The sequence below is a fragment of the Rhizobium sp. BK312 genome, from assembly GCF_014193605.1.
Classification (GTDB): Bacteria; Pseudomonadota; Alphaproteobacteria; order Rhizobiales; family Rhizobiaceae; genus Rhizobium.
This window is the reverse complement of record NZ_JACHZP010000003.1, coordinates 29,186-55,414: the sequence shown is the minus strand read 5'-3', so window position 1 is coordinate 55,414 and position 26,229 is coordinate 29,186. Positions and strand designations below refer to the sequence as shown.

The 26,229-nt window shown below is 59.9% G+C and carries 22 protein-coding genes and 1 tRNA gene; 5 read left to right on the top strand and 18 right to left on the bottom strand.

What is annotated here, in order from left to right:
• Positions 1-20: 20 nt before the first annotated feature.
• From FHT85_RS08840 to FHT85_RS08805, 8 genes are all read right to left on the bottom strand, one after another.
• A complete protein-coding gene (locus FHT85_RS08840) occupies positions 21-974 on the bottom strand; it encodes a peptide ABC transporter ATP-binding protein (protein WP_112335344.1) in 954 nt (317 codons plus the stop codon).
• Entirely contained in the window at positions 971-1,987 is a 1,017-nt protein-coding gene (locus FHT85_RS08835) for an ABC transporter ATP-binding protein (protein ID WP_015338877.1), read from the bottom strand. The genes FHT85_RS08840 and FHT85_RS08835 overlap by 4 nt, the downstream gene beginning before the upstream one ends.
• Positions 1,987-2,895, bottom strand: a complete 909-nt coding sequence (locus tag FHT85_RS08830) for an ABC transporter permease subunit (protein ID WP_015338876.1) — start codon at positions 2,893-2,895, stop codon at positions 1,987-1,989. Before FHT85_RS08830 ends, FHT85_RS08835 begins: the two co-directional genes overlap by 1 nt.
• 9 nt (positions 2,896-2,904) lie before the next feature.
• A complete protein-coding gene (locus FHT85_RS08825) occupies positions 2,905-3,909 on the bottom strand; it encodes an ABC transporter permease subunit (RefSeq protein WP_112409920.1) in 1,005 nt (334 codons plus the stop codon).
• An 89-nt stretch (positions 3,910-3,998) separates the two neighbouring features.
• The gene (locus FHT85_RS08820; RefSeq protein ID WP_112398716.1) at positions 3,999-5,594 is read right to left on the bottom strand and encodes an ABC transporter substrate-binding protein; all 1,596 of its coding nucleotides are present in this window, start codon (positions 5,592-5,594) and stop codon (positions 3,999-4,001) included.
• 341 nt (positions 5,595-5,935) lie between these two features.
• The gene (gene rirA, locus FHT85_RS08815) at positions 5,936-6,424 is read right to left on the bottom strand and encodes an iron-responsive transcriptional regulator RirA (protein ID WP_112398715.1); all 489 of its coding nucleotides are present in this window, start codon (positions 6,422-6,424) and stop codon (positions 5,936-5,938) included.
• Positions 6,425-6,579: 155 nt separating this feature from the next.
• Positions 6,580-6,927 (bottom strand): VOC family protein, encoded by a 348-nt coding sequence (locus tag FHT85_RS08810; protein ID WP_112409919.1) that lies wholly within the window; start codon positions 6,925-6,927, stop codon positions 6,580-6,582.
• Positions 6,928-7,073: 146 nt separating this feature from the next.
• The gene (locus FHT85_RS08805; protein WP_112409918.1) at positions 7,074-8,570 is read right to left on the bottom strand and encodes a CoA-acylating methylmalonate-semialdehyde dehydrogenase; all 1,497 of its coding nucleotides are present in this window, start codon (positions 8,568-8,570) and stop codon (positions 7,074-7,076) included.
• Positions 8,571-8,760: 190 nt separating this feature from the next.
• On the opposite strand from FHT85_RS08805, the gene FHT85_RS08800 reads away from it, so the two are divergent.
• Positions 8,761-9,642, top strand: coding sequence for a LysR family transcriptional regulator (locus FHT85_RS08800; RefSeq protein ID WP_112335340.1), 882 nt, complete (start codon positions 8,761-8,763; stop codon positions 9,640-9,642).
• Between the two features lie 39 nt (positions 9,643-9,681).
• On the opposite strand, the gene FHT85_RS08795 is transcribed toward FHT85_RS08800, so the two are convergent.
• Positions 9,682-9,888, bottom strand: a complete 207-nt coding sequence (locus tag FHT85_RS08795; RefSeq protein ID WP_112398710.1) for a hypothetical protein — start codon at positions 9,886-9,888, stop codon at positions 9,682-9,684.
• 184 nt (positions 9,889-10,072) lie between these two features.
• On the opposite strand from FHT85_RS08795, the gene FHT85_RS08790 reads away from it, so the two are divergent.
• On the top strand, positions 10,073-10,219 hold the full coding sequence (locus FHT85_RS08790) for a hypothetical protein (protein WP_015338868.1): 147 nt from the start codon (positions 10,073-10,075) through the stop codon (positions 10,217-10,219).
• 50 nt (positions 10,220-10,269) lie between these two features.
• On the opposite strand, the gene FHT85_RS08785 is transcribed toward FHT85_RS08790, so the two are convergent.
• Together FHT85_RS08785 and FHT85_RS08780 are read right to left on the bottom strand one after the other, a co-directional pair.
• A tRNA-His gene (locus tag FHT85_RS08785) sits at positions 10,270-10,346 on the bottom strand.
• Positions 10,347-10,563: 217 nt separating this feature from the next.
• Positions 10,564-11,010 carry a phasin gene (locus tag FHT85_RS08780; protein WP_015338867.1) on the bottom strand — a complete coding sequence of 149 codons (447 nt, stop codon included), beginning with the start codon at positions 11,008-11,010 and terminating at the stop codon, positions 10,564-10,566.
• A gap of 222 nt (positions 11,011-11,232) precedes the next feature.
• On the opposite strand from FHT85_RS08780, the gene FHT85_RS08775 reads away from it, so the two are divergent.
• Positions 11,233-14,883, top strand: a complete 3,651-nt coding sequence (locus tag FHT85_RS08775; RefSeq protein ID WP_112409917.1) for an ATP-binding protein — start codon at positions 11,233-11,235, stop codon at positions 14,881-14,883.
• Positions 14,884-14,901: 18 nt separating this feature from the next.
• On the opposite strand, the gene FHT85_RS08770 is transcribed toward FHT85_RS08775, so the two are convergent.
• The 5 genes from FHT85_RS08770 to FHT85_RS30805 all read right to left on the bottom strand — a co-directional run bounded on the left by FHT85_RS08770 (position 14,902) and on the right by FHT85_RS30805 (position 18,666).
• Positions 14,902-15,303, bottom strand: coding sequence for a GFA family protein (locus tag FHT85_RS08770; protein WP_112335337.1), 402 nt, complete (start codon positions 15,301-15,303; stop codon positions 14,902-14,904).
• A gap of 22 nt (positions 15,304-15,325) precedes the next feature.
• Complete coding sequence (locus FHT85_RS08765) at positions 15,326-16,027, bottom strand: Type 1 glutamine amidotransferase-like domain-containing protein (protein ID WP_112409916.1); 702 nt, start codon at positions 16,025-16,027, stop codon at positions 15,326-15,328.
• 207 nt (positions 16,028-16,234) lie between these two features.
• Entirely contained in the window at positions 16,235-17,638 is a 1,404-nt protein-coding gene (chrA, locus tag FHT85_RS08760) for a chromate efflux transporter (RefSeq protein ID WP_112409915.1), read from the bottom strand.
• A gap of 6 nt (positions 17,639-17,644) precedes the next feature.
• Complete coding sequence (locus FHT85_RS08755) at positions 17,645-18,457, bottom strand: chromate resistance protein ChrB domain-containing protein (RefSeq protein WP_112335335.1); 813 nt, start codon at positions 18,455-18,457, stop codon at positions 17,645-17,647.
• Positions 18,458-18,534: 77 nt separating this feature from the next.
• The gene (locus FHT85_RS30805; protein ID WP_281412937.1) at positions 18,535-18,666 is read right to left on the bottom strand and encodes a hypothetical protein; all 132 of its coding nucleotides are present in this window, start codon (positions 18,664-18,666) and stop codon (positions 18,535-18,537) included.
• 150 nt (positions 18,667-18,816) lie between these two features.
• On the opposite strand from FHT85_RS30805, the gene FHT85_RS08750 reads away from it, so the two are divergent.
• Positions 18,817-19,839, top strand: coding sequence for an SAM-dependent methyltransferase (locus FHT85_RS08750; RefSeq protein ID WP_112398705.1), 1,023 nt, complete (start codon positions 18,817-18,819; stop codon positions 19,837-19,839).
• A gap of 88 nt (positions 19,840-19,927) precedes the next feature.
• Here FHT85_RS08750 and FHT85_RS08745 read toward each other — a convergent pair whose 3' ends face one another.
• Positions 19,928-21,844 carry a DEAD/DEAH box helicase gene (locus FHT85_RS08745; RefSeq protein ID WP_112409976.1) on the bottom strand — a complete coding sequence of 639 codons (1,917 nt, stop codon included), beginning with the start codon at positions 21,842-21,844 and terminating at the stop codon, positions 19,928-19,930.
• A gap of 356 nt (positions 21,845-22,200) precedes the next feature.
• Complete coding sequence (locus tag FHT85_RS08740) at positions 22,201-24,153, bottom strand: acetoacetate--CoA ligase (protein WP_112409914.1); 1,953 nt, start codon at positions 24,151-24,153, stop codon at positions 22,201-22,203.
• A 164-nt stretch (positions 24,154-24,317) separates the two neighbouring features.
• On the opposite strand from FHT85_RS08740, the gene FHT85_RS08735 reads away from it, so the two are divergent.
• Positions 24,318-26,213, top strand: coding sequence for an AsmA family protein (locus FHT85_RS08735; protein WP_112409913.1), 1,896 nt, complete (start codon positions 24,318-24,320; stop codon positions 26,211-26,213).
• Positions 26,214-26,229: the final 16 nt, after the last annotated feature.

Below are 26,229 nucleotides of genomic sequence, written 5' to 3'. Positions count from 1 at the left end.
TGCCCGATTCGCAACTTGGATCAATCCAGCGGAAAGAAACAGGAAAATTTATGCGTTCCGTCGCCCGCCAGTTCCGGTTCAACCTGCCGGCACTTGTCCTGGGCACGCCAGCAGCGCGGATTGAAGTGGCAGCCCTTCGGCGGATTGAGCGGCGACGGCAATTCACCCTGCAGGCGGATGCGGTTCTTTTCGCGATCCGGATCGGCGATCGGCGTCGCCGAGAGAAGGGCGGCGGTATAGGGATGGCGCGGCCGGTTGAAGACCTCGTCCGCCGTGCCGGTTTCCACCGGACGTCCGAGATACATAACCATCACGTCGTCTGCGATGTGACGGACGACGGAAAGGCCATGCGAGATAAAGAGGTAGGCAAGGCCCATCTCCTTCTGCAGATCCATCAGCAAGTTCAGGACCTGCGCCTGGATCGACAGATCGAGTGCGGACACCGGCTCATCGAGCACCAGCACTTTCGGCCGCAGCATCAGGGCACGCGCGATGGCGATGCGCTGGCGCTGACCGCCCGAGAACATATGCGGGTAACGATCATAGTGTTCCGGACGCAGACCGACGCGCGCCATCATTTCCTCCACCTTGCGGCGTCGGGTGGCGGCATCATCATCCGTGTTGATCTTCAGCGGCTCTTCCAGGATGGAGCCGACCTTCTGGCGCGGGTTCAGCGAACCATAAGGGTTCTGAAACACGATCTGCACGGCACTGCGCAGGCTGCGGTCGCCGAGCCTGGCGGGCTTGCCGTCTATCAGCAATTCGCCGGCCGTCGGATTTTCGATCATCGTCACGAGGCGAGCGAGCGTCGACTTACCGCAGCCGGATTCGCCGACGACAGCGAGCGTGCGGCCCGACTGCAGGCTGAAGCTGACGCCGTTCAGCGCCTTGACCGTCGCTTCCGATTTGAAGGTGCCGCGCTTGACGGTGTAGAAGCGGGCGAGATCGCGCCCTTCGAGAACAGCGCCGGTCATGCGGCACCTCCTGCTTTTTGCGTGGCGACAATGCCGGGGTGGCCGAGTGGCTTGCCATGTTGCAGCGGATAGTTACATAGGGCTACGCCCAGTTCGGGCCCTTGGCGCCTCACGCCCTTGTCGCATTCCGGCGTTGCAAAGGAGCAGCGCGGCGCAAAGAGACAGCCCGTCGGCCGATCGTGCTGACCGGGAACGACGCCGGCAATCGACGGCAGACGTTCGCCGACTTCGGCGCGCTCCGGCAGAGCCGAAAGAAGGGCTGCCGTATAGGGATGATGCGGATCGCGGAACAGTTCCTTGACCGGCTGCTCCTCGACCTTCTGGCCGGCATATTGCACCTGTACGCGCTCTGCCGTTTCGGCGACGACGCCCATGTCATGCGTGATGAGCACGAGCGCCATGCCCTGCTCCCGCTGAAGGCGCACGAGCAGGTCGAGGATCTGCGCCTGGATCGTCACGTCGAGCGCGGTCGTGGGCTCATCGGCAATCAGAAGCTTCGGATTGCAGGCGAGCGCCATGGCGATCATGACGCGCTGGCTCATGCCACCGGACATCTGATGCGGGAAGTTCGACAGACGATCCGCAGGGGCTGGAATGCCGACGAGATTCAAGAGTTCGATCGAGCGTTCGCGGCGAGCCTTGCGGTCAAGGCCCATATGGATGCGGAGCGTCTCGCCGAGCTGGAAGCCGACCGTGAAGCACGGATTAAGGCTCGACATCGGCTCCTGGAAGATCATGGCCATGTCCTTGCCGATGATCTTGCGGCGCTGACGCGAGGAGATACCGCGCAGGTCCTTGCCATCAAACATCATGCGGTCGGCGGTGATCTTCGCCGTCCAGGGCAGAAGGCCCATCATGGCAAGCATGGAGACCGACTTGCCGGAACCGGATTCGCCGACGATCGACAGGATTTCTCCTTTGTCGCACGTCAGCGAGACGCCATCGACGGCCCGGAACAAGCCGGACGAGGTCTGAAATTCGACGGAGAGGTTTTCAATATCGAGGAGTGCCATTACGACCTCTTCAGCTTCGGGTCGAATGCATCGCGCAGGCCGTCGCCCATCAGATTGATGGCGAGCACCGTGATCAGGATGCAGAGACCGGGGAAAGTAACGAGCCAAGGGTTGCTCTGGAAGAATTCACGCGAATCCGCCAGCATCGTCCCCCATTCCGGCGTCGGCGGCTGGGCACCCTGGCCGAGGAAGCCAAGGGCAGCGGCATCGAGAATGGCGGAGGAGAATGCCAGCGTCGCCTGGACGATCAACGGTCCCAGGCAGTTCGGCAGGATAGTCTTGAACATCAGCCGCAGCGGGCCAGCGCCGGCTACGCGGGAGGCGATGACATATTCCTTGTCGCGCTCGGCCATGACGGAAGCGCGGGTCAGACGAACGAAATGCGGCTGGTTGACGATGGAGATCGCGATCATCGCATTGGTCAGGCCCGGTCCGAGGATTGCCACCAGCACCAGGGCGAGCAATAACGAGGGGACCGCGAGGATGATGTCCATGATGCGCATGATGATCGTATCGACACGGCCACGCACATAGCCGGCGACGAGACCGATCAGGATGCCGGCGAGCGCCGAAAGCGAGGCAACGACGAGGCCGATGAACAGCGAGAAGCGTGTGCCATAGATGAGGCGCGACAGGAGATCACGGCCATTGGCATCGGTGCCGAGTAGGAAGCTGCTGTTGCCGCCCTCCGCCCAGGCGGGCGGCAGGCGCTGCATGTCGCTGCCATAGGCCACATCGGGATTATGCGGCGCCACGAGACCGGCGAAAATCGCCAGAAACAGGACGAAAAGGAAGATCGCAAGGCCGATGACGGCGCCCTTGTTGCGAGAGAAATAATACCAGAACTCCGCAAGAGCGGAAGGACGGTCGGATTTGACACTAACCGTTTTGACGCTAACCGTGCTCATGGGCCGCTCCTAGTGACGAATGCGTGGGTTGACGAAGCCGTAGAGCAGGTCGACGACGAGATTGACGAGCATGACGATGCCGGCGATCAGCAACAGGCCACCCTGCACCACCGGATAATCGCGCTTGAAGACCGCATCTATCATCCATTTGCCGATACCCGGCCAGGAGAAGATGCTTTCCGTCAGGATGGCGCCGCCGAGCAGCACGCCGACCTGCAGGCCGATCGTGGTGACGACGGGGATCATGGCATTTCGCAATGCGTGCACGGAAACGACGCGCAGCGGCGAGAGGCCCTTGGAACGAGCCGTGCGCACATAATCCTCGCCGAGCACTTCGAGCATCGCCGAGCGCGTCTGGCGCGCGATCACGGCGAGCGGGATCGTGCCAAGCACGATGGTCGGCAGGATCAACGAATTGAAAGCGGACCAGAAGGCGCCCTTCTGGCCGGACAGCAGGCTGTCGATCAGCATGAAGCCGGTGACCGGCTTGAAGAAATAGATGAGTCCGATACGGCCCGAAACCGGCGTCCAGTGCAGATAGCCGTTGAAGACGATGATAAGCAGCAGGCCCCACCAGAAGATCGGCATGGAATAGCCGACGAGGGCGACGCCCATGACGCTCTGGTCGAACCATGTGCCCCGCTTCACGGCGGCGAAAACACCGGCTGGTATGCCAAGACAGATCGCGAGGATCATGGCACAGATCGACAGCTCGAGCGTGGCCGGGAAGAAGGTCAAAAAGTCGGTCAGCACGTCACGCTTTGTCGTGATCGAGGTGCCGAGATCGCCATGAAGGGCATTCCAGACATATCGGCCGTACTGCACGACCATCGGCTGGTCGTAGCCGAGATCGTGCGAGATCTGCGCATGACGCTCCGGCGACATGACGCGTTCGCCGGACAGAAGCATGACAGGATCGCCGGGAAGCAGGCGGATGAAAGAGAAGGCGACGATCGATACACCGAGGAATGTCGGGATCAGCACCGCTAGCCGGCTGAAAAGAAATCGCAACATGGCAGATGTCCAAATTTTTCCGGCGGTCAGACAGACTGTCTGACCGCCGGATCGCCCGATACTAGCCGAGCATTCTCACAGATTTTTCGTTATTCGGCGATATCGACGCCGTCGAAGCGATGAATACCGAGCGGATCCTGGAAGTAGCCCGTGACATTCTTCGTCATCGGCATGAAGACTTCCGAGTGATCGATCGTCATCCACGGTGCTTCGCGCTTGAAGACGACCTGAGCCTCTTCGTAGAGCTTCGTGCGCTCCTTGACGTCAGCCGTCTGTTTGGCCTTCTTCACCAGACCGTCGAATTCCTTGTTGCACCACTGTGCGCGGTTGTTGCCGCCGACAGCGTCGCAGCCGAGCAGCGTGTCAAGGAAGTTGTCCGGGTCGCCGTTGTCACCGGTCCAGCCGAGGATGGCCGCGCCGTCGCGGTCCTTGGCGGAGGAGAGCTTCAGGTACTGGGCCCAGTCATAGGTGACGATCTCGACCTTGACGCCGATCTTGGCGAGGTCCGCCTGCATCAGCTCGGCAGCGCGACGGGCATTCAGCATGTAGGGACGCGACACGGGCATCGCCCAGATCTTCATGCTGAGATCCTTGACGCCGGCCTTTTCGAGCAGCTTCTTGGCTTCTTCAGGATTGAACGCGTCGTCCTTGATGTCCTTGTTGTAGGACCACATGGTCGGCGGGATTGGGTTGGTCGCAACCTTGGCGGAGCCCTGGAAAACGGCATCGACGATGGCCTGCTTGTTGACAGCCATGTTGATAGCCTTGCGTACTTCGACCTTGTCGAACGGAGCAACCAGCGTGTTGTAGGCGAGATAGGAAACGTTCAGGCCAGCCTGATCGAGAACCTTGAGGTTCTTGTCGGCCTTCAGATCCTTGATATCAGCCGCATTCGGATACGGCATGATGTTGCATTCACCGGACTTCAGCTTCTGCGCGCGAACGGAGGCGTCTGGCGTGATCGCGAAGACGAGATCGTCGATCTTTTCCTTGCCCTTGAAGTAGGTTTCGTTCGCCTTGTAGCGGATGACGGCATCCGGCTGATAGGCGACGAAGGTGAATGCGCCAGTGCCGAGCGGCTGCTGGTTCATCTGCTCCATCTTCTTGTCGGCCTGCAGCTTATCGGCATATTCCTTCGACAGGATCGAGGCAAAGTCCATAGCGAGGTCGGCGAGGAACGGAGCTTCCGGGCGGTCAAGGACGAACTTGACGGTGAGATCGTCAACCTTGTCGATCGACTTGATGAGCTTCGGGAAGCCCATGCCATCGGCATATTCGTAGGTACCGCCGGCGACATATTTTGCCCAGGGGCTGTCAGTGCCGAGCTGGCGGCTGATCGAGAAGATCACGTCATCGGCGTTGAGGTCGCGTGTCGGCGTAAAGAAATCGGTGGTCTGGAACTTGACGCCCTTGCGGAGCTTGAAGGTGTATTCCTTGCCGTCCGGGGACACCGTCCAGCTTTCGGCAAGGCCCGGCTCGATTTCGGTGCTGCCATGCTTGAATTCGACAAGGCGGCTATAGACCGTGCGCGACGAGGCGTCGAAAGTATTGCCTCCGGTGTAGAGACCCGGGTCAAAACCTTCCGGCGAGCTTTCCGAGCAATAGACAAGCGTTTTTGACCAGGCGGACGTCGCCATGACCGAAGCCAAGGCTGTCACTGCCAGCAGGACAGAAATCTTTTTCATGATATCGTTTCCCAGATTGTTATTCTTTTGAAGCCGTGGACACCACCAGAGGTTCCCATCCGGATCGCGCCGATGGAACTTTATTTTAAGTTTGAAAGCAACAAGCGCCGCCTAAAATTTTTCCAATTTCTAGAGTTTGGAAATTTTTGAACGAAAAAACCTATGAATTGGTAATTTTATGGCAAAAATTTGCACGCTTTTAGCAGATTCAGAACGATTTGCCGTTTTCCTCTCGCAATCCGCCAACCCCCTATTGCCCGGATAGGAGGCAATACAAACGAAAATCCGTAGCTACCGGCGGTAACTGCGGACTGAAACATGTTCGAATTTCAGAGGACTGATCAGGCGGCCGGGGCTGCAACCACCGGCTTCTTCGCAATCGCCTTGTGATCTTTGTCGGTAAGGCCGAGGAGAAAGTTGATCTGCGGGCGGGCCTTGACGAGGTCGTCGATGGAATATTCGGTCAGAACGTCGAAGAAAGCATTGAGCGCCTTGCGCAACGCCGAGTTGAGACCGCAGCTATCGACCAGTGGGCATTCCACCACGCCATCCTCGAAGCATTCCGCCATGGCGAAACTGTCTTCGGTAACACGGACGACATCGAACAGACTGATATCGGTCGCCGGCTTGCCAAGGCGCACGCCGCCATTGCGGCCACGCACCGTTTCGACAAGGCCAGCCTTGGTCAAGGGCTGCAGAATCTTAAAGAGAAACAGCTCAGATACGCTGTATGCCCTGGCGATTTCCGGAATTCGGCTCAGATGGCCATCATTGGCGGCGCAATACATCAGCATGCGCACTGCGTAATTGGTCTGTTTCGTCAAACGCATGCCGATCTCCTGGAATCGAGGCTGCTTAGGGGCTGGCCCCGTATATAGTGGCTTTCTTAGTTTTGAACAATTCCAAAATATGAAATTCATATTCAGCTTATTTAGAAAGCCGGCCATCCAGCCCGTGCCGATCTCCAACCGGCCATGTCCGAAACTTAGGATACGGAAATCCAGACCGCCATTTCGCAGCCGCCCGGCTCGCGGAAATGGAAGCGACGTCCACCCGGAAAATCGAAAGCGGGGCGGGTGATGACGCCGCCGGCGAATTCGACGGCACGCTGAGCAGCTTCCAGATCGGTGGTGCGCACGACGGGCAAAGGCGTGCCGGCGGCCTCTCCTGCGTCCCCGTCTATGCCGGCATCTATTCCGGCTGCTTCGATGACATGGTAAGTCGGTCCATAGCTGACAAAGCTCCAGTCGAAGGCTTCCTCGAAGAAGCGACGTGTCTTCAGGCCGTCTTTCGACGGAAATTCGAGATAGTCGATCTGATAGGTCACGGCCATCGCGCGGCCCTCCCGTTGTTCTTGTTTTGTTCTAAATGAAAACAGCGGCCCTGACAAGATGACTCCATCGAAAACAAACGCAATAAAAAAGCCGCCGTCCGAAAAAATTCCGGACGACGGCCGATGGAAGCCAATGATTGCGATGCTTATTTCATTGTCGGCATGACGAATTCGGCGCCATCCTTGATACCGGACGGCCAGCGCGCGGTGATCGTCTTCGTGCGCGTCCAGAACTTGATCGAGTCCGTGCCGTGCTGGTTGAGGTCACCGAAGCTCGAAGCCTTCCAGCCGCCGAAGGAGTGGTAGGCAAGCGGAACCGGGATCGGAACGTTGACGCCGATCATGCCGATATTGATGCGCGAAGCGAAATCGCGAGCCGCATCGCCGTCACGAGTGTAGATGGCGACGCCGTTGCCGTATTCGTGCTTCATCGGCAGTTCGAGGGCGTCCTCGTAGTTCTTGGCGCGAACGACCGACAGAACCGGCCCGAAGATCTCGGTCTTGTAGATGTCCATCTCCGGCTTGACGTGGTCGAACAACGTGCCGCCGACGAAGTAACCGTCTTCATAACCCTGCAGCTTGAAGCCGCGGCCGTCGACGACCAGCTTGGCGCCTTCTTCGACGCCACGGTCGATCAGGCCGTTGACGCGGTTATAGGCATCCTTGGTGACCAGCGGGCCCATGTCGGCCTTCTCATCGGTATAGGGGCCGATGCGCAGGGATTCGATCTTCGGAACCAGCTTCTCGACGAGACGGTTGGCCGTCTCCTCGCCGACCGGAACCGCGACCGACACCGCCATGCAACGCTCGCCGGCCGAGCCGTAGCCGGCGCCCATCAGGGCATTGACGGCCTGGTCCATATCGGCGTCGGGCATAATGATCATGTGGTTCTTGGCGCCGCCGAAGCACTGGGCGCGCTTGCCGTTCATGGCGGCCGTGCCATAGACGTAACGGGCGATCGGCGTAGAGCCGACGAAGGAAACGGCAGCGATATCCGGATCCGTCAGGATGGCATCGACGGCAGCCTTGTCGCCATTGACCACGTTGAGGATGCCTGCCGGCAAGCCGGCTTCGATCATCAGTTCGGCAAGGCGGATCGGCAGGGAAGGATCGCGCTCTGACGGCTTCAGGATGAAGGCGTTGCCGCACGCGATCGCCGGCGCGAACATCCACATCGGGATCATGCCTGGAAAGTTGAACGGCGTGATGCCGGCGCCGACACCGACCGGCTGACGGATGGAGTACATGTCGATCGCCGGGCCGGCGCCTTCGGTGAACTCACCCTTCTGCAGATGCGGAATGCCGCAGACAAATTCGCAGACTTCGAGGCCGCGGATGATATCGCCCTTGGAATCCTCGACCGTCTTGCCGTGCTCCGAAGAGAGCAGGGTCGCCAGCTCATCCATGTTCCGGTTCAGCAGTTCGACGAACTTGAAGAAAACGCGGGCGCGGCGCTGCGGGTTGGTGGCGGCCCATTTCGGCTGCGCAGCCTTGGCATTTTCGACGGCTGCGCGCAGTTCGTCGACGCTCGCGAGCGCGACGGTTGCCTGCACTTCGCCGGTTGCCGGATTATAGACGTTGCTCGTGCGTCCGCTCGTGCCGGCGACGTGCTTGCCGCCGATGAAATGACCGATCTCACGCATGGATGTGCCTCCTCGTTTTCTTGGATGCTGACAGGATGGCACTTCAATTTGCACAAATCAATGAGCTGCTATAAGCAACCGTTGTGCAAAAATTAAAGTCCGAAAGCATGTGGCACAAAAGTGTATAGCGGTTTCTGCGATAACGACATGCGCGAGACCAAAGGCTGAACGCGCAAAAGGATGTGTGCTGATGGATTGGGATGACGTCCGCATGTTTCTAGCTGTGGCGCGCACGGGCCAGATCCTGGCTGCTTCGAAACGGCTGGGCGTCAACCACGCCACCCTCTCCCGCCGCGTGACGACGCTGGAGGAACGGCTGAAGACGCGGCTGCTCGTGCGTCGCACCAATGGCTGTGACCTGACGGCGGAAGGCGAAATCTTCCTTCACGCGGCAGAGCGCATGGAAACTGAGATGCTGCGCGCGCAGGCAAGCGTCGGTCACCTCGACAGCGCAATCACAGGGACCGTGCGCATCGGCGCGCCCGACGGCTTCGGCGTTTCCTTCCTCGCGCCACGGCTCGGGCGGCTGATCGCCCGCTATCCGGAGCTGCGCATTCAGCTCGTGCCTGTTCCCCGCTCCTTCTCGCTGTCGCAGCGCGAGGCCGATATCGCCATCACGCTGGAACGGCCGGAGCAAGGACGTTTGGTCTCATCGAAACTGACGGATTACACGCTCGGGCTCTATGCCTCAAAAGCCTATCTCGAGCAGGCAGGATTGCCCGATAGCGTCGAGGCGCTGAAGCTGCATCCGCGCGTCGGCTATGTCGAAGACCTGATCTTTACGGCATCGCTCAATTTTTCCGGCGAGATCATGCGCAGCTGGGACGCCTCTTTCGAGATCTCCACGGCCATCGGCCAGACGGAAGCTGTGCGCTCCGGCGCAGGCGTCGGCATTCTGCATGATTATATTGCCCGACAGTTTTCGGAGCTGACCCGTATTCTGCCGGATGTCTCCATCAAGCGTGCCTACTGGACGACCTATCATGAAAGCGCCCGCGATCTCGTGCGTGTGCGCACTGTCGCGGACTTTTTGCAGGAGCTGGTCAGCGAGGAGCGGCGGATTTTCCTGTAAATAAAGCCGATGGAGGCGCCTCCGGCTCGGAGGCAATGGTCAAGGCATCAAGTTGCACCACCATGATGGTGCATGCGGCGGTTGAGCCTCCGCATGCTTCGGCGGCTCCTCGTTCTCGTCGGGGTTGGGCACGGGAGCTTCATCCGGCAACCTGTCCGGCTCCGGCTCTCCGATCGGCGGCTTCGGCGCCCAGCCTGGCTCCGGCATCGGAGGCGTATCGGGAATAGGCTCGTTCGGTACAGACATGCCCGCTCCTTTCGCCTGCTTGCCGATATGGACACAACGATGAGCGATGCCGACGGTTCCAAGATAATTTGGGCATGCGGGCAGCGTTTGCGATAGAGACGCGGTTCGCCACCCTCACGCCTTGCTTCTGGACAAAGGCCGGGTGAAGCTTAGTATTTTCGCGGAGAGATCAGGAGCCAGGACGATGAGCGACAAGAAGCAGCAGAAACTGGACGAGAAAGAACACAAGGAACAGGACGATTATTTGGAGGAAGCGCTGGAGGAGACTTTTCCGGCAAGCGATCCGATATCGCCCGGCCATGTCTCGAAGAAGCCTGAAGACAAGAAGTAGGCCCGCGAGGCCAAAGGGGCCGGCATCTTCTACGAACGGGGGGGAGAAAATGGTACGGTTGGGGGGTCTCGAACCTCCGACCTCAGGTGCCACAAACCTGCGCTCTAACCAACTGAGCTACAACCGCACTTGCTCGCGTCGCCGCGAACGGGGGTGACATACGAGGACTTTGAAATTATTTCAAGTCCTATCTCCCCGCAATATGAAAAAGCTTTGCAGATATCCAAATGATGATGCACGGCCAGATACCGGCCAGGCCGGCTTCTGCTGCAAATGAAAAGTCCCGCCCCAGGCTTTCACCTGGGAACGGGACATTCGTGCCTTGGGAGGCTTGTCGGAAATGATTAGGCTTTGAAGGAGGCCATTGCCTTTTCAGCGGCGTCCTTGGCGGGCTTTGCCAGCTTTTCAGCAACCTTCTTGGTGGTGTCCTGAATGGACTTGGCCTGCTCGACGGTAACTTCGGCCTGCTTGCGGATGAAAGCGGTCTGAAGTTCGAAGAGTTCCGCCGCTGACTTGACGCGAAGCAGGGCTTCCATGTGAGCCAGCGAGCTTTCAGCATTGGTGCGCAGAACGTCGATAGCCTTGAGGCCGATTTCTACGGACCCAGCCTGTGCAGTCTGAACGGTTGCTTCAACTGTCTTGCCTGCCTCTTCGGTGGCGGCCTTCAGCTTTGCAAAGGCTTCCTTGGACTGGGCAGCGCCCTTTTCCGCGAAGTCGCGGAAGGATTCGGAGAACTTGGACGGGTCGAATGCCGCCGTTGAAAAAACGTCGTCTTTCTTTACAGTAGCCATGATTATGCTCCTAAAAGGGCCTCCCTGCGGGGGGCCGCCGTGAACCTGTGTGAGGAGTATATAATATAAATTATTGTGCAGTGCAACATAATTGTGCGTCGCACAAGGCGTTAACCTTTCCGGCCGAAAAATGGACCGTTCGCTGGACCGAAAAGCGGGGTGCCGTTATTAATAAACCGTTAAATCACGAGAGGCGGTTACGCCCGCAAAACAGGTTGGAAAATGCCCGCAATTCAATATCCGTTCATTGACATTGCCGTGCATCCGCGCGTTCGGGAGCGCTTCGCGCGCGGTGAAGCCATGGTCATGTTCTCGACCGGCATGGATCGCGTGCTATGGGCAAACGCCGCCGGCGCCAACCTTTTTGGCTATAACATCATTTACGACTTCATCGAGCAGGGACCGAAGTCCGGCGACATCTCGTTTCGCCAGATCGAGGCGACCGCGCGTGGCCTCGGTGCGGTGGGCGACCAGCGCACATTTCTGATCCGCATGGCTTCGGGCTTCCAGCGGGCCGTCGTCAATGCGGCTGTCGAACTCATCCGCATCCAGGCCGGCGAAGAAGCGGTGCTGTTCTCCTCTCCGGTCTCCTCAAAGCCGCTCACATCAGCCGAATGCGCCAAGCGCATGATCGATGGGTTCGACGATCCCGATACCCATATGGCCGTCATCGGCCGCGATGGCGAGATCGTTACCGCCTCAGCCGGCTTCAGGACGCTTGGCGTAACGCCGCAGACCGCGCGGATGATGACGACCATGGCCGGCGCACAGCCGGATCGGCTGATCAAGCGACCGATCCCGACCGGGCGTGGTTATCTGCCCGCCGCCATCGGCAAGCTTTCCGAAATCCCGGCGCTGCACCTGCTGTTCGTCGTCGAAACGGTGCTTGGCCATCTCGACCCGACGGAAAGTCTTGCCGACGAAGCCCGCCCCGCTGCGGCCAGCGAACCGCAGGCGGAGGAAGTCCGCAAGGAGCTCGAGGCAGCAGTGCCGGACGAAGAACAATCCCTCGCTCCGAATGCACCCTTCGGCGACGTCATCGATGCGGTGGCCGGCATTGAGGAGCTGGACGAAACCCCGGAATATCGGGAGGACGAACAAGCGGAGGCGGTCTCGGCCGCCGCAAGCTCGATCGAAGCCGGAACGGAAGCGGCTGGCGATGCGGATATCGCGACCGACGAAATGGCCGAAACCGAAGCTCATGCCGATGAGCATCAGCCGGAAACCGTGAGGGATGGCGGAGACAATGCTGCCGCAGAGGCGACGGCAGCTGCAGAGCCGTCTTCGCGCGAAGCCCATGCAGATACCGAAAACACGCCCGCACAAGGTTTCAATTTCAAGCGCAACGGACGCGCCACTCGTTTCGTCTGGAAGATCGATGCCGCCGGCCATTTCAGCGAGGTTTCGCGCGAATTTGCCGATGCGGTGGGGCCGCATGCCGCCCAGATTGCCGGCACGGCGTTTGCCGATGTGGCCCGCCGCTTCAATCTCGATCCGGACGGCAAGATCGCGGAACTATTGGCGCGGCGCGACACATGGTCCGGCCGCACGATCTACTGGCCGGTGGAAGGGACGAGCCTGACCGTGCCGGTCGACCTTGCCGCCCTGCCGACCTATACGCGCAGCCGCGAATTCGACGGCTTCAGGGGCTTTGGCGTCGTCCGCCTGGCGGATGCCGTCGAAGATCCGATGAAACGCGGGATGGCTCTCGGCACGCAGGCGGCTGACGCCGCCGCGACGGATGCCGAAATTCCCCCGGAAGCAGAGGCGGTATCGAACGAGCACCTCGCCGCCGAAGTTGAATCCCCTCCGGCGCCAGAAGAACTAGAGAGCTCCGCTCAGGATAGCGCAGAAGCCGACCCGGCTCCCACTTACGAACCGCCCGCCCTGCGAATTTCCGACACGCCGAACCGTCGCGAGTCGGACAAGGTCGTTCGCCTGCATGAGCGCCGGACATTGACGCAGACCGGCCTTTCACTCAGCGAACAGGCAGCCTTCCGCGAAATAGCCCGACAGCTTGAACCTTTGGGCAAACGCGCGGAACCGTCTGGGGAGCAGCCTGGTGACGAACGGCATGAGGACGGTGCCGACACCCCGCCGCAACCGAATGCGGCAGACGAAATCCTTTCCGAGACCTCCGAAACGGGCGATGAAAATGGCCACGTCGGCGACCACCAGCCGGCTATACCGGGTGTAGAAGAAAAAGCATCGCCGCCGGTCGTGACCTTCATTGAAGCGGCGGATGATAACAGCCCGAAAACGGCTGACGAGGCCACCACCGAAGTTGCGCCGGCATCAGCCGAGCCGGAGGAAGATTTCGACCCCCTCGATGTCCTGAACAACGCCATTCCGTCACGCGTGAAGATGCGCACGGGCCTGTCGTCCGACATCGTCGACCAGCTACCGCTCGCGATCCTCATCCACGCCGGTGACCGGCTGATCCACGGCAATCCTGAATTCCTGCGGCTGACTGGCTATGACAGCCTCGATGAACTCGAACAGGTCGGCGGGTTGGATGCGCTGCTGCAGCGCAACGACCTAGAAGGCAAAACCGAGCAGCCCGGCGCGATGATGGTCGTGCGCGCCGACGATGCGCTCGTGCCTGTGACGGCCCGGCTGCAGTCGATCCGGTGGGAAGACGGCACAGCCTTGATGCTGGCGTTGATGCCGGTGGAAAGAAGCGAGCCGCCGGCACCGCCGCAGCCAATTCCTGAAGAAGCCCGCCCCGAGCGCATCCTCGAAAAGGTCGCCAAGTTGCAGGTGGAGATCGAGGAGCTGCGCTCGACGCTGGAGACGGCGACGGATGGCGTGATCATCATCGGCCAGGAGGGCGAGATCCGCTCGATGAACCGCTCGGCGAGCGCGCTGTTCAACTATGACGACCAGGAAACCCGCGGCAAACCCTTCGTCATGCTCTTTGCCCATGAAAGCCAGAAGGCGGTGCTCGATTATCTCGGCGGCCTTTCGGGCCATGGCGTCGCCAGCGTGCTGAACGACGGTCGCGAGGTGATCGGACGCGAGGCTTCCGGCGGCTTCGTGCCGCTGTTCATGACCATGGGCCGGCTGAACTCATCAAATGGTTACTGCGCCGTCATCCGTGACATCACGCAATGGAAGCGCACTGAAGAAGAGTTGCGCAATGCCAAGCGTGCCGCCGAAACCGCCAATGCCCACAAGACGGATTTCCTTGCCCGAGTGAGCCATGAAATCCGCACGCCGCTCAACGCCATCATCGGCTTTTCCGACATGATGGCCGGCGAGCGCTTCGGGCCGATCGGTCACTCACGCTACATCGAATATGCGACCGATATCGGCCGCTCCGGCCGTCACGTGCTCGACATCGTGAATGACCTTCTCGATATCTCGAAGATCGAAGCCGGCGAGATGGATCTGGATTTCGCTTCGGTCGGCCTGAACGAAGCGATTACCGAAGCGGTGTCGCTGGTGCAGCCGCAGGCCAACAGCCAGCGCGTTATCATCCGCACCGCTCTGTCGCAAGCCGTGCCGAATGTCGTGGCCGACCTGCGCTCGATCAAGCAGATTGCGCTGAACATCCTTTCGAACGCCATCCGCTTCACGCCATCGGGCGGCCAGATTGTCGTGTCGACTGCGTATGAGGGCAATGGGAGCGTCGTCCTGCGCATCCGCGATACCGGCGTCGGCATGACACGCTCGGAGCTGGAGCAGGCGATGAAGCCCTTCCGGCAGGTGGCCACCAATTCCCGCAAGCGCGGCGATGGCACGGGCCTGGGACTGCCTCTGACCAAGGCGATGGTCGACGCCAACCGCGCCACTTTCTCGATCAACTCGGCTCCGAACGAAGGTACGCTGGTTGAGATCACCTTCCCCTCGCCACGGGTGCTGGCGAACTGAGACAATCTTGGTTCGCGATCAAAACCAGAGATCGCGCACGCATCGTCCGTCGGAAGGAAGATCTTCAAACGTGTCGAGCCCATCGAAGTGATCGATCGGCAGGTCGGCAACGAGATCCGGCGGCGCCAGCCGAACATTGACCGCCATGCGCCGGCGGCCATCCTTTTGCGGCCTCAGGCCGCGCCAGCTCACCACGCAGGCGCAGGACGGGCAGAACAGTATTTCGAGAGACGGCCTGTCCTTGCCGGCGCGGATATAGGAGGCAGTCTGGCCCGTGACGGAGACCCGCTCCCCTTCGTAATCATAGGCCCACAGCGTGCCGTAGCGCCGGCAGAGCGTGCAGTTGCAGGCCGTGATCGAACCTGGATCGCCTTCGAGCGTCCAGCCTGATTTGCCGCAATGACACGAGCCGATCAGCATGTTTTACTTTACCTAAAGTGCTTTAGGAGTCCGGCGAAAGGACCAGTCCGTCGAGAGTGATGTCGTTTGCGTGCCTGACCTCGCCGTCTGCGATCCAAACAGGTTTTCCGATACAATCCGCCCGTCCGTTCGAAACGACAATGCCATCTCCATCATTGCACGCCAGAATTGGTCGGTTCGTGAACTTGCTGTAACGGATAAGCTCGTTGAGATAGCTTGCCTTTTCGTTCAGGTGCGGAAAGAATTCGAATGGCACGAGGTCGAGCGCCGTTTCCTTGACCAGAGCTTCCGGAATTTCACCTGTGAACAGGGCGTCGGTGGCAATCGTTGGTGTCATGAGAATGGCGCCGGCGCTGGTCCCGATCAGAACACCGCCGCCGAGCGCCCAATCTCTCAGAAGCGAGAGCATCCCGCTACGTCGTAGCCGCTGTAGATATTCAGCAGTGTGACCGCCCGTCAGATGAATGCCATCGCACGCGAAAAGCGCTTCTCTGTCTTCGATAGCCCTCGACCCTTCCGGATCATAGAACAGCGACACCTCTATACCGTGGATATTATAATATTGCCTACGGTCGTTAAAAAAGCGCCGGTCCGGTTCAGGGCCAGATGGAATGTATCCGATCCGGTTTCCCAATTTGAGAGCAGCCATCATTGACAGAAGCTTGAGGTCCACTCTTCTGTTCTCAGGTATTATTTGATCACTATAGAAGACTAGATTGACCATGCTAGATTCCAACGGAAGGGCGATCGGGGCTTCCACAGTGTGCGGCGAAACAGGCACTATTAAAACTGCCGCCAGTCTTCATTCCAAGCACGATCTGCAGAACTTGCACCTGTCGAGCGCTAAAACGGCGATGTTAGTCGGGTTGGCAGTAACGCTGATGGGCATTTGGCTGCCCTTGCGCAGATGAGACGGCGAATGCCTCTTCCGTCAGGAAACGAAGGCAGTCCAGCCAACGCCCAAAGCTGCGGATGCCAATAAGGTCGATATCACCGACATCTTCAGGCGAAATATGGCGATGGCGGCAAGTAAGGTCAGCACCAGCGAGGGCAATGAAAGCGAGGTAAGGACGGGCACATCCATCGTCCAGGAGCCGTAGGTGAAGCTTGCGGTCTCTCGGAACAGCACATGGAGTCCGAACCAAATCGCCAGATTGAGGATGACGCCCACTACAGCTGCCGTTATCGCAGACATGGCGCCGGTCAGCGCGACATTGCCGCGCATCTTCTCGATGAACGGCGCACCTGCAAAAATCCAAAGGAAGCTTGGCAGAAAGGTTACCCATGTTGTCAGCATGGCAGCGAAGGTCGCCGCCGCAAGGGGGCTAAGGGTGCCGGGATTGCGATAACCCGCCAGGAAACCAACGAACTGCGTGACCATGATCAGCGGTCCCGGGGTCGTTTCCGCCATCCCCAGACCGTCCAGCATCTCGCCCGGCCGCAGCCAGCCTAATTGCTGCACGGCCTCCTGTGCGACATATGCCAGCACGGCATAGGCGCCCCCAAAGGTCACGATTGCCATCTCGCTGAAGAATATCGCGATTTTGGAAAAGACATTGTCGGGGCCGAGCGTCATCAGGAGGGCCGCAACCGGAATGAGCCATGCGGCGGCCAGCAGACCCGAGGTCTTCAAAGACCAGGCGAGGTTTGGTCGAGCGTGCAAAGGGATCCCCTCGCCAAGAACAGAGTCCTTATCTTCCAGAATTGTCCCCGAGCCCGACTTATGCCCGCCGCCCATCTTGAAGGCGGCGACCCCTGCCCGAGAGGCCAGGTAGCCGATAATCCCGGCTCCAACGATGATGATGGGGAACGGAACATGCAGGAAGAAGATCGCCACGAAGGCAGCGGCGGCCAAAGCAACCATAGTCCTGCTCTTGAGGGCTCGGCTCCCGATGCGAAAGACCGCCTGGACGACGACCGCCAGCACGGCGCATTTGAGCCCGAAGAACATCCCTTCGATAAAGGTCAGGTTCCCGAACAGGACGTAAACATAACTGAGCGCGAGAATTGCCAGGAAGCCGGGCAGGACGAACAGAATGCCGGCGATCATCCCACCCAGGGTCCTGTTCAACAGCCAGCCGATATAGATGGCAAGCTGATGCGCTTCCGGACCCGGCAGCAACATGCAGTAGTTCAGGGCATGAAGGAACCTGTGCTCTCCCACCCATTTCTTCTCGTCGACGACGATACGGTGCATGACGGCGATCTGCCCAGCCGGTCCGCCGAAACTCAGGGCAGCAACGCGGGTCCAGACCTTAATGGCCTCATGGAGGGGAACGATGTCCCGATCAACCTCGCTTGATCGCTCGGCTATATTTTTCGCGAGATCGGTCATAGTCTCTTACATCTTCCTCGGATTTGGCCAATTGTGCGTCTCTTCCGTCGCATCACGACACCAACGATAGAAGGCATCGTAAAGCGCCATGCCGGCTTCCAACTGCTGCAGGTCGTCGTTGAACATTCGCGAAAGCCCAAGTGAGGCCGCAAGCAGCCCCGGCACTTCAGGTGCCAGGTCCGGCCGGGCGGTATCGGCGCCCCGAACGATGGTTGCAAGATGAAGGAGAGGTTCTGTGCCGAGACCGAATTCCTCGATCATGACATCGAAGGTGCACAGTTCGCCGCGATGACTCCAGAAGACATCCTCTATATCGAATGGTGTCGCTTTAAAGCGATCGCCGACTGCCGAAACTTCGGTTGCGGGAACGAACAGGAAGATCGCTGACGGATCGATGAAGCGCCGGATCAGCCATGGGCAAGCGATACGATCGATCTTCGGCCGTGCCCTCGTTACCCATACCGTCCGCCCCTTGGCATCGCGGGGAGGCAGCTTTTCCTCGGCGACCAGCATGTACTTCGCGCTGCGCCACGCTTCGAACCCGCCTTCGAGGACCTCCGCCTCCTTTCCGACCACACGCAGATGGGCAGCAACTCCGTGGGCGAGTTTCTGTCCTTTCTGACAGAGAATGATGGTGGGCCCCGCCAGTTCGTTCGCCCAGTCGGCTACCCGTCGATAGTCGCGACGGATCGAACTGGGAACAAGACGGGGATCGGCAGCGAAATCCTCGTCATTACGGACATCGATAATCGTCGGCAAATTGGGCGTGCCGATAATGCGATTGAGCTTGTCGGGTGTAATTTCCAGAAATGACGGCATAGCGCGTCCTCCGTTGGCTCGGTTTCACGGACGCGATTCTTCAGCCGTAGCCTCGTGGGGTGATCGCAGCCCCATGATCAATTTTCTGCCTGACGCGCTTTAAATGTCAAGCCGAATAACCGCGTGCTGCACCGGGCAAACATTTTCTTGGCTTCGGCAGCCACTTGCAGATTGGCCGTAACGTCGCGGTTGTCGTGAAGTTCTGCCACGACGACTTCGCCCGCGCCGCAGGCCAAGAATATCTGATGTATCTTTTCAGTATTATCGATAACAAACTTAAAGTCAGGCGCCTTTCGTGAGATAGTTCATCCTTACGACCGACTATTCCGGTCGGTCATTGGGCACATAAGGGGGATCCAATGTCATCGACGGCAGTAGAAGTAGACGTCGGCGAAGTTTCGCCCAATCTAGTGGTCGATGCAATGTTTGCGTGCCGAAAGACGGCCGCCATCGTAGCCGCCATAGAACTCGACCTTTTTACCTTGATTGGTGACGGCAGCAATGCAGCATCCCTGGCGGCCGCAGCAAATGCAGATGAAAGAGGCGTTCGCATTCTGTGCGACTATCTCGTTGTGAACGGCTTTCTCACGAAAACAGGCAATCAATACGCTCTGACCCCATCCAGCCGAGTTTTCCTCGACCGGCATTCACCAGCCTATATGGGCGGGGCCATCGAATTCCTGGCCGCCCCGGAGATCCTCAAACAGATCCTGGACAATCCGGCTTCCTATGTCCGCAACGGCGGGTCCATTGGATTGGCAAACATGTCTCCGGATAATCCGGTGTGGGTGAAATTTGCTCGCGGCATGGGCTCGTTCACTGGCGGCAGCGCGATCAGCCTCGCCACCGAAATGGCCAACTTGCCCATGCAGCCAAGGAAGATACTTGATATCGCTGCAGGGCACGGGCTTTTCGGGATCGAGATGGCGAAGGCTTTTCCTTCGGCCGAGATCGTTGCGGTCGATTGGGGCTCCGTTCTGGAATTGGCCAAACGTAATGCGCAGCAATTTGGCGTCGCCGAACGCTACAAAGTCATTGCCGGCAGCGCATTCGAAGTCGACTGGGGCACGGACTATGATCTTATCCTGCTGCCGAACTTCCTGCATCACTTCGACCTGGAAACCTGCGCCGGACTGCTTAGGAAGAGCCGAGCTAGCCTGAGCGCTGAGGGCAAGGTGGTTGCGGTGGACTTCGTGCCTAACGACGATCTCGTCTCGCCGCCCTTCCCAGCTGCTTTCTCATGGGAGATGCTGGCCAGTACACCAAAAGGCGAAGCCTACACGCAGAAGGGCCTGACCGAGATGGCTAGGCGTGCCGGTTTTCATAATGTGACGGTAAAGCCACTACCACCATCGCCGGCAAGCTTGATCTTCTTCGAGTAATGGCGCTCGGAATAGCAGCCTCCTCTTGCCGGGGGATGCGGAGATAGCGCCAAGGGGGCGGCCGCCCCCTTGAACTCGGCGACGGAGATTATTCTCCCTGAGCCCGCGTGGCCTTGCGCTTGGCCCTCGAATTCGGCTTGCCTGCTGGCGGCCCGTCATTCTTGGCGAAGCCCGGCTTTCCGGGCTTTTTCGCCCAAGGCTTCTTGTCGGAACGCTCGGAAACACCGCCCTCGCCTGCATTCGACCGCTCCGGCTTGCGGTCGGACTTCCATTTCGGCTTCGGGCCGTCATTCGAACGGGCGCCCTTCTCAGCGAAGGGCTTCTTCTTTGCGAAGCCGCCTTCCCGCTTGGTCTGGAAATCCGGTATGCCGGCAAGCGGCTTGACCCTGATGCCGCGCTCCAGCGTCTTGTCAGGGCCAATGGCCGCGAGGAAGCGCTCAAAACTCTCCGTCGAGAGCTCGACGAAGGTTTCCTCGGGCTGCATCTTGATGGCACCGATGTCACGCTTGGTCAGATTGCCGTTGCGGCAGAGCATGGGGATCAGCCAGCGCGGCTCGGCATTCTGCTTGCGTCCGACAGAGAGCGATACCCAGAGACCATCGGTGAAGTCGTTGCGTCCAGCAGACGAGCCTTCATCGCGAGGCGTGACCGGAAAATCGTCGCGGCGGGGCTTTCGGCGCTCACCTTCGGCCGGCACGTCCTGCAATTCCTCGGGCGCGGAATGGCCGGCGCGGTATTGCCGCAGGAATGCTGCGGCAACCTGCTCGGCGCCGTGGCGCTCCAACAGCTGCCGGACGATCGCCTCCTCGTCTTCGGCAAGCGGCGCTTCAAAGACCGGATCGGCAAGAAGCCTTTCATCGTCGCGCTGGCTCACTTCATCGGCTGACGGCGGCTTTGCCCAGGTGGCGCGGATGCGAGCAGCTTCCAGCAGGCGTTCGGTGCGGCGGCGGGCGCTGAGCGGCACGATGAGGGCGCTGACGCCCTTGTTGCCGGCGCGGCCGGTGCGGCCGCTGCGATGCAGCAGCGTGTCCGGATTGGTCGGCAGATCGGCGTGAATGACCAGCTCCAGCCCCGGCAGATCGATGCCGCGGGCGGCGACGTCGGTTGCGATGCAGACACGAGCCCGGCCGTCGCGCATGGCTTGCAAAGCGTGCGTGCGCTCGTTCTGGCTGAGTTCGCCTGAGAGCGCAACAACCGAAAAGCCACGATTGTTGAAGCGAGCCGTCAGGTGATTGACGGCAGCACGCGTCGAGCAGAAAACGATGGCATTGCGCGCCTCATAATAGCGCAGCACGTTGATGATGGCGTTTTCCCGGTCACTCGGCACGACGGTCAGCGCGCGATAATCGATATCGACATGCTGCTTGGCCTCAGAGGCGGTCGCGATGCGGACGGCATCGCGCTGATAGTTTTCGGCGAGCTTGGCGATCGAACGCGGCACGGTGGCGGAAAACATCAGCGTGCGACGATCGGACGGCGCGGATTCCAGAATGAACTCCAGATCCTCGCGGAAACCGAGATCGAGCATTTCATCGGCCTCGTCGAGCACGACGGCCTTGAGTTCGGAGATATCGAGCGAATTGCGTCGGATGTGATCGCAGAGACGCCCCGGCGTGCCGACGACGATGTGGGCACCGCGCTCGAGCGTGCGGCGCTCCGTGCGCATGTCCATGCCACCGACGCAGGAGGCGATCGTGGCGCCCGTCAGCCCATAGAGCCATTCCAGCTCGCGCTGCAACTGCAGCGCCAGTTCGCGGGTCGGTGCAATCGCCAGCGCCAGCGGCGCGCCGGCGCGGCCGAAGCGTTCCGCGCCATCAAGCAGGCCGGGCGCCAGCGCCAGGCCGAAGGCAACCGTCTTGCCCGAGCCGGTCTGGGCCGAGACAAGCGCATCCTTGCCGGCCAGGCCCGGATCGAGCATGGCCTTTTGCACCGGCGTCAGCGTTTCATACCCGCGCTTCGCCAAAGCCTGGGCAATCGCAGGAGCGATGCCTTCGAATTCAGTCATCATCTGTCTTTCGGAATTCTTCGCGCGCCATCAGGCGGCGATCATCGTGGCTCGCACGTCGCGAACCTCTTCTTCACGCGTGCACATACTTGCTCAAGGCGGCAATGTACAGAGCAGACGCGTTTTCGTGCCGGGCGAAACGAAAAAAAGGCAGCGAACCGCGCTGCCTTTGAAGTTTATGCTGTCGAAAAGCCAGCTCGAGTCGGGGAACTTCATGTCTCGGGAGCCGAGAGTGGCTCCAATCCGCTCCAGCTCATGCGAACGGTCTCAAGTTGGCCTTTACTTTTGACCAAGCTTTCTTAACGCGAGGTTAGCAAACGATGGTCATCGTTTGCCCCTCAGTTTTAAGGCCCACCTTAACTTTTGAGTTCTTCCAGCCCGGCGAAGAGATCGAGCGCTTCCGGATTGGCGAGCGCTTCCTTGTTCTTGACCGGACGGCCATGCACCACCTCCCGCACCGCAAGCTCGACGATCTTGCCGGATTTCGTGCGGGGGATATCCGTAACCGCGATGATCTTGGCCGGCACATGGCGCGGCGAAGCGCCGGTGCGGATGCGGGTTTTCATCGCCTTGACCAGGTCTTCGGTCAGGGCGACGCCGGCGGCAAGGCGGACGAAAAGCACCACGCGGACGTCATCGTCCCAATCCTGACCGATGCAGAGCGCCTCCAGAACCTCGGGAATCTGCTCGACCTGATTGTAAATCTCGGCCGTGCCGATGCGCACGCCGCCGGGATTGAGTGTGGCGTCGGAGCGGCCGTGAATGATGAGGCCGCCATGCTCTGTCCACTCCGCGAAATCGCCGTGGCACCAGATATTGTCGAAGCGCTCGAAATAGGCGGCGCGATATTTGGCACGCTCGGGATCATTCCAGAACATGACCGGCATGGAGGGGAAGGCCTTGGTGCAGACGAGCTCGCCCTTCTCGCCGCGCACCGGCTTGCCTTCGTCGTTCCAGACATCGACGGCAAGGCCGAGGCCAGGCCCCTGGATTTCGCCGCGCCAGACCGCTTGCAGAGGGTTGCCGAGCACGAAGCAGGAGACGATATCGGTACCGCCGGAAATGGAGGCGAGCTGGATATCGTCCTTGATGCCCTCATAGACGAAGGTGAAGCCCTCCGGCGACAGCGGCGAGCCGGTGGAGGTCATCAGCCGCAGGCTCGAAAGATCGTGCGAGGTCTTCGGCGTGAGGCCGCTCTTGTGGACGGCGTCGATATATTTGGCCGAGGTGCCGAACAGCGCGAATTTCTCTTCCTGCGCATAGTCGAACAAAATGTTACCATCGGGTGCGAAGGGCGAACCATCGTAAAGGCAGAGCGTCGCGCCGGCGGCAAGGCCGGTCACCAGCCAATTCCACATCATCCAGCCGCAGGTGGTGAAGTAGAAGACCTTCTCGCCCGGCACGACGCCGCAATGCAGGCGATGTTCCTTGAGGAGCTGCAGCAGCGCGCCGCCGGTCGAATGCACGATGCACTTCGGGACACCCGTCGTGCCCGAGGAAAACAGGATGAAGAGCGGATGGGAGAAGGAGATGGGCTCAAACTCGACCGCTTTCGCCTCAAAGGGGGCAACCAGATCGTTGAGGGTTCGCGCGCCCGGCGTTGCCGTCACGACCGCCTCGGCATTGCCGGCATAGGGCACGATGACTGTCGGCGCTTTCAGGCGCTGAGCGATGGCGCTGACCTTTGCAGTAACATCCTGCAGCTTGCCGCCATACCAATAGCCGCTGCAGGCGATGAAGAGCTTCGGTTCGATCTGGCCGAAACGATCCATAACGCCCTGTTCGCCGAAATCCGGCGAACAGGAGGACCAGATCGCGCCGATCGACGCGGCCGCCAGCATGCAGGCAATGGTTTCCGGCATGTTCGGCATCATGGCCGCCACGCGGTCTCCTTTGCCGATGCCCTCGGCGCGGTAGGCCTGCTGCAGGCGAGATACCATCGCGGCCAGCCGGTCCCATGACCAGCGATTGCGCACCTTGTCCTCGCCCCAGAATACCAGCGCATCGCCCTCGCCGCTTTGCGACAATAGGTTTTCGGCGAAGTTCAGCTCGGCATCGGGAAAGAAGCGGGCATCCAGCATGACATCGCCATGGATCAGCGCCCGCTCGCCGCGCTTGCCCTTCACGCCGCAGAAATCCCATACCGCCGACCAGAAGTTTTCACGATCGGCGATGGACCACGCATGGAGGCCGGCAAAATCTGCCAGCGAGAGGCCGAAGCGGCGGTTGCACTCCTGCATGAAGGCAAACATCGGGCTCTGGTTGCGAAATTCCTCCGACGGCGTCCAGAGCGGCTGCTGATCCTGCATATTTCTCTCCCCGCTTTTCGCTCTATATAGCGATGTTGCAGCGCATTATAAAACATGGTGTTGTGGGCATTGCCAGTGCGTGACGTTTGCATCGGGCAAACATTTCCTATATCCGGCAAACTCAGGCAGACTATCCCTATCAGTTCAAGAGTCTCCTCGGGATCATGAGAGCTTCGAAAAACAACAAGTGGCGGTTGACGATGCGTTCGGCCTCGCGCTGGCTGCCTGCCTTTGCTCGCACGACCGGCATCATTCTTCTCACGATCCTCATCGTGTTCGCTGTCTTCAGAGCGACCGCACCTTTCCTGATTTCAAGCGGCCTGGTGCGCTCCGGCATCGAGAAGGCACTTTCGGAATGGACGGGATATCGCGCCCAGATCGAAGGCGACCCGACACTTGATTTCTGGCCGACGCCACGCGTGACGCTCAACCAGGTCACCATCCGCGAACCGTCGAGGAACGGCAAGGTCCTCGGTCACGTCGATAGCCTCTCCGCGGATTTCTCGCTGTGGTCGGCGATCCGCGGGCACGCGCATTTTCACGAATTCCATTTCCTGCGCCCGACTCTTTACATCCGCCGCGACGAGAATGGCCTGATCGACTGGACGAACGAAGGCCGGCTTTCCAAGGCGATCGAGCAGGCCGGGGCCTCCTCCGGCGACGGCATGCGGATGAGCAAGGAACAGGATGCGGCCATCGGCATGCTGACCATCGAGGACGGCAGCATCGAGATGGCCGACGAGCGCAGCGGGAATATCTATAAGCTCAACGCCGTCAACGCCGACATCGCATGGCCACGACTTTCCCATTCGCTGAGCGCCGTTATCCTTGCCCGCTTCAACGGTCAGGACATCAAGCTGAATTTCGATTCGCCGCAGCCCCTGCTCTTCTTCGCCGGCAAGAATGTGAACACCACGACCAGCTTCGTCTCGCCGCTGATCAACTGGACCTATACGGGCATCACCAGCATAGCTGACTTTTCGGCGCTTTCGGGCAATCTGGATCTGAACGTGCCGAATGTTCCCTCCTTCATCGCCTGGAGCGGTCAGCGCCTGCCGGCAGCAGATGCCCTCAAGAATATCTCGCTCACCGCCAACATCGCGGCGATCGAAAACGGCCTGCGCTTCAACAATCTGAGCTTCAAAGTCAACGATTCCGCTGCCTCCGGCATCATGGACCTGAACTACACGAAAGCGGGCAAACCGAAGATCTCCGGCACGCTGGCTTTCGACCAGATGAACCTCAATCCCTTCCTGGCCGCCTTCTCCATGCGCCTTGCAGCTGAAACCGCCATCGATGCGCTGCTGAATGGCAACCCGCTGCAGCGGCTCGACCTCGACCTGCGGCTGTCATCGAACAAGGCTGCTCTCGGCCCCTTCCAGTTCGATGATATCGGCGCCAGCCTGCTGGTGTTAGGCGGCAAGGCGAAATTCGACATAGGCGACAGCGGCTTCGAAAATGGTTCCCTGACCGCGCATCTTGAGGTCGCGCCGGGCGATTTCGACGGCGGCGGCAAATTGCAGATATCGATTCGCAACGCCGATTTCGGTGGGCTCTTCACGCGCCTGAAGCTGATCGGCCCATTGCCGATGCCTTCATCAGCGTCCTTGGATCTTTCGCTCAGCACCTCGAAGCCGATCTGGGTTGCCACGCTCAGCGACGTCGCCGGCACGCTGCACTTCGCTTCGTCGGCAGGGTCGTTTCGCCAATTCAATCTCGCCACCTTCCGGACGCTTGCCGCCCAGAAGGCATTCTTCCGGATGAGCGACATCGCCGACTCGTCTTTCGACTTCGACAGCATCAACGCGGATGCAAGTTTTGCCAAAGGCTCCGCCGAGGTACAGAACGCAACCGTTACGGGCCGCAACGAAACGATCACCTTCAACGGCGTGGTTCCGTTCCGCACCAACGGGCTGGCCCTCTCCGGTGCGATCGAGGCGACCTCACCATCCGATGCCGACGAATTGCCGATGCTGCCCTTCTTCATTGGCGGCAGTTGGCCGAACCCGGTGATTTCGCCGGTCGCAACGCTTCTGCAAAAGCCGATACAACAGCCGTAGTTCTTCACGCGGTTTG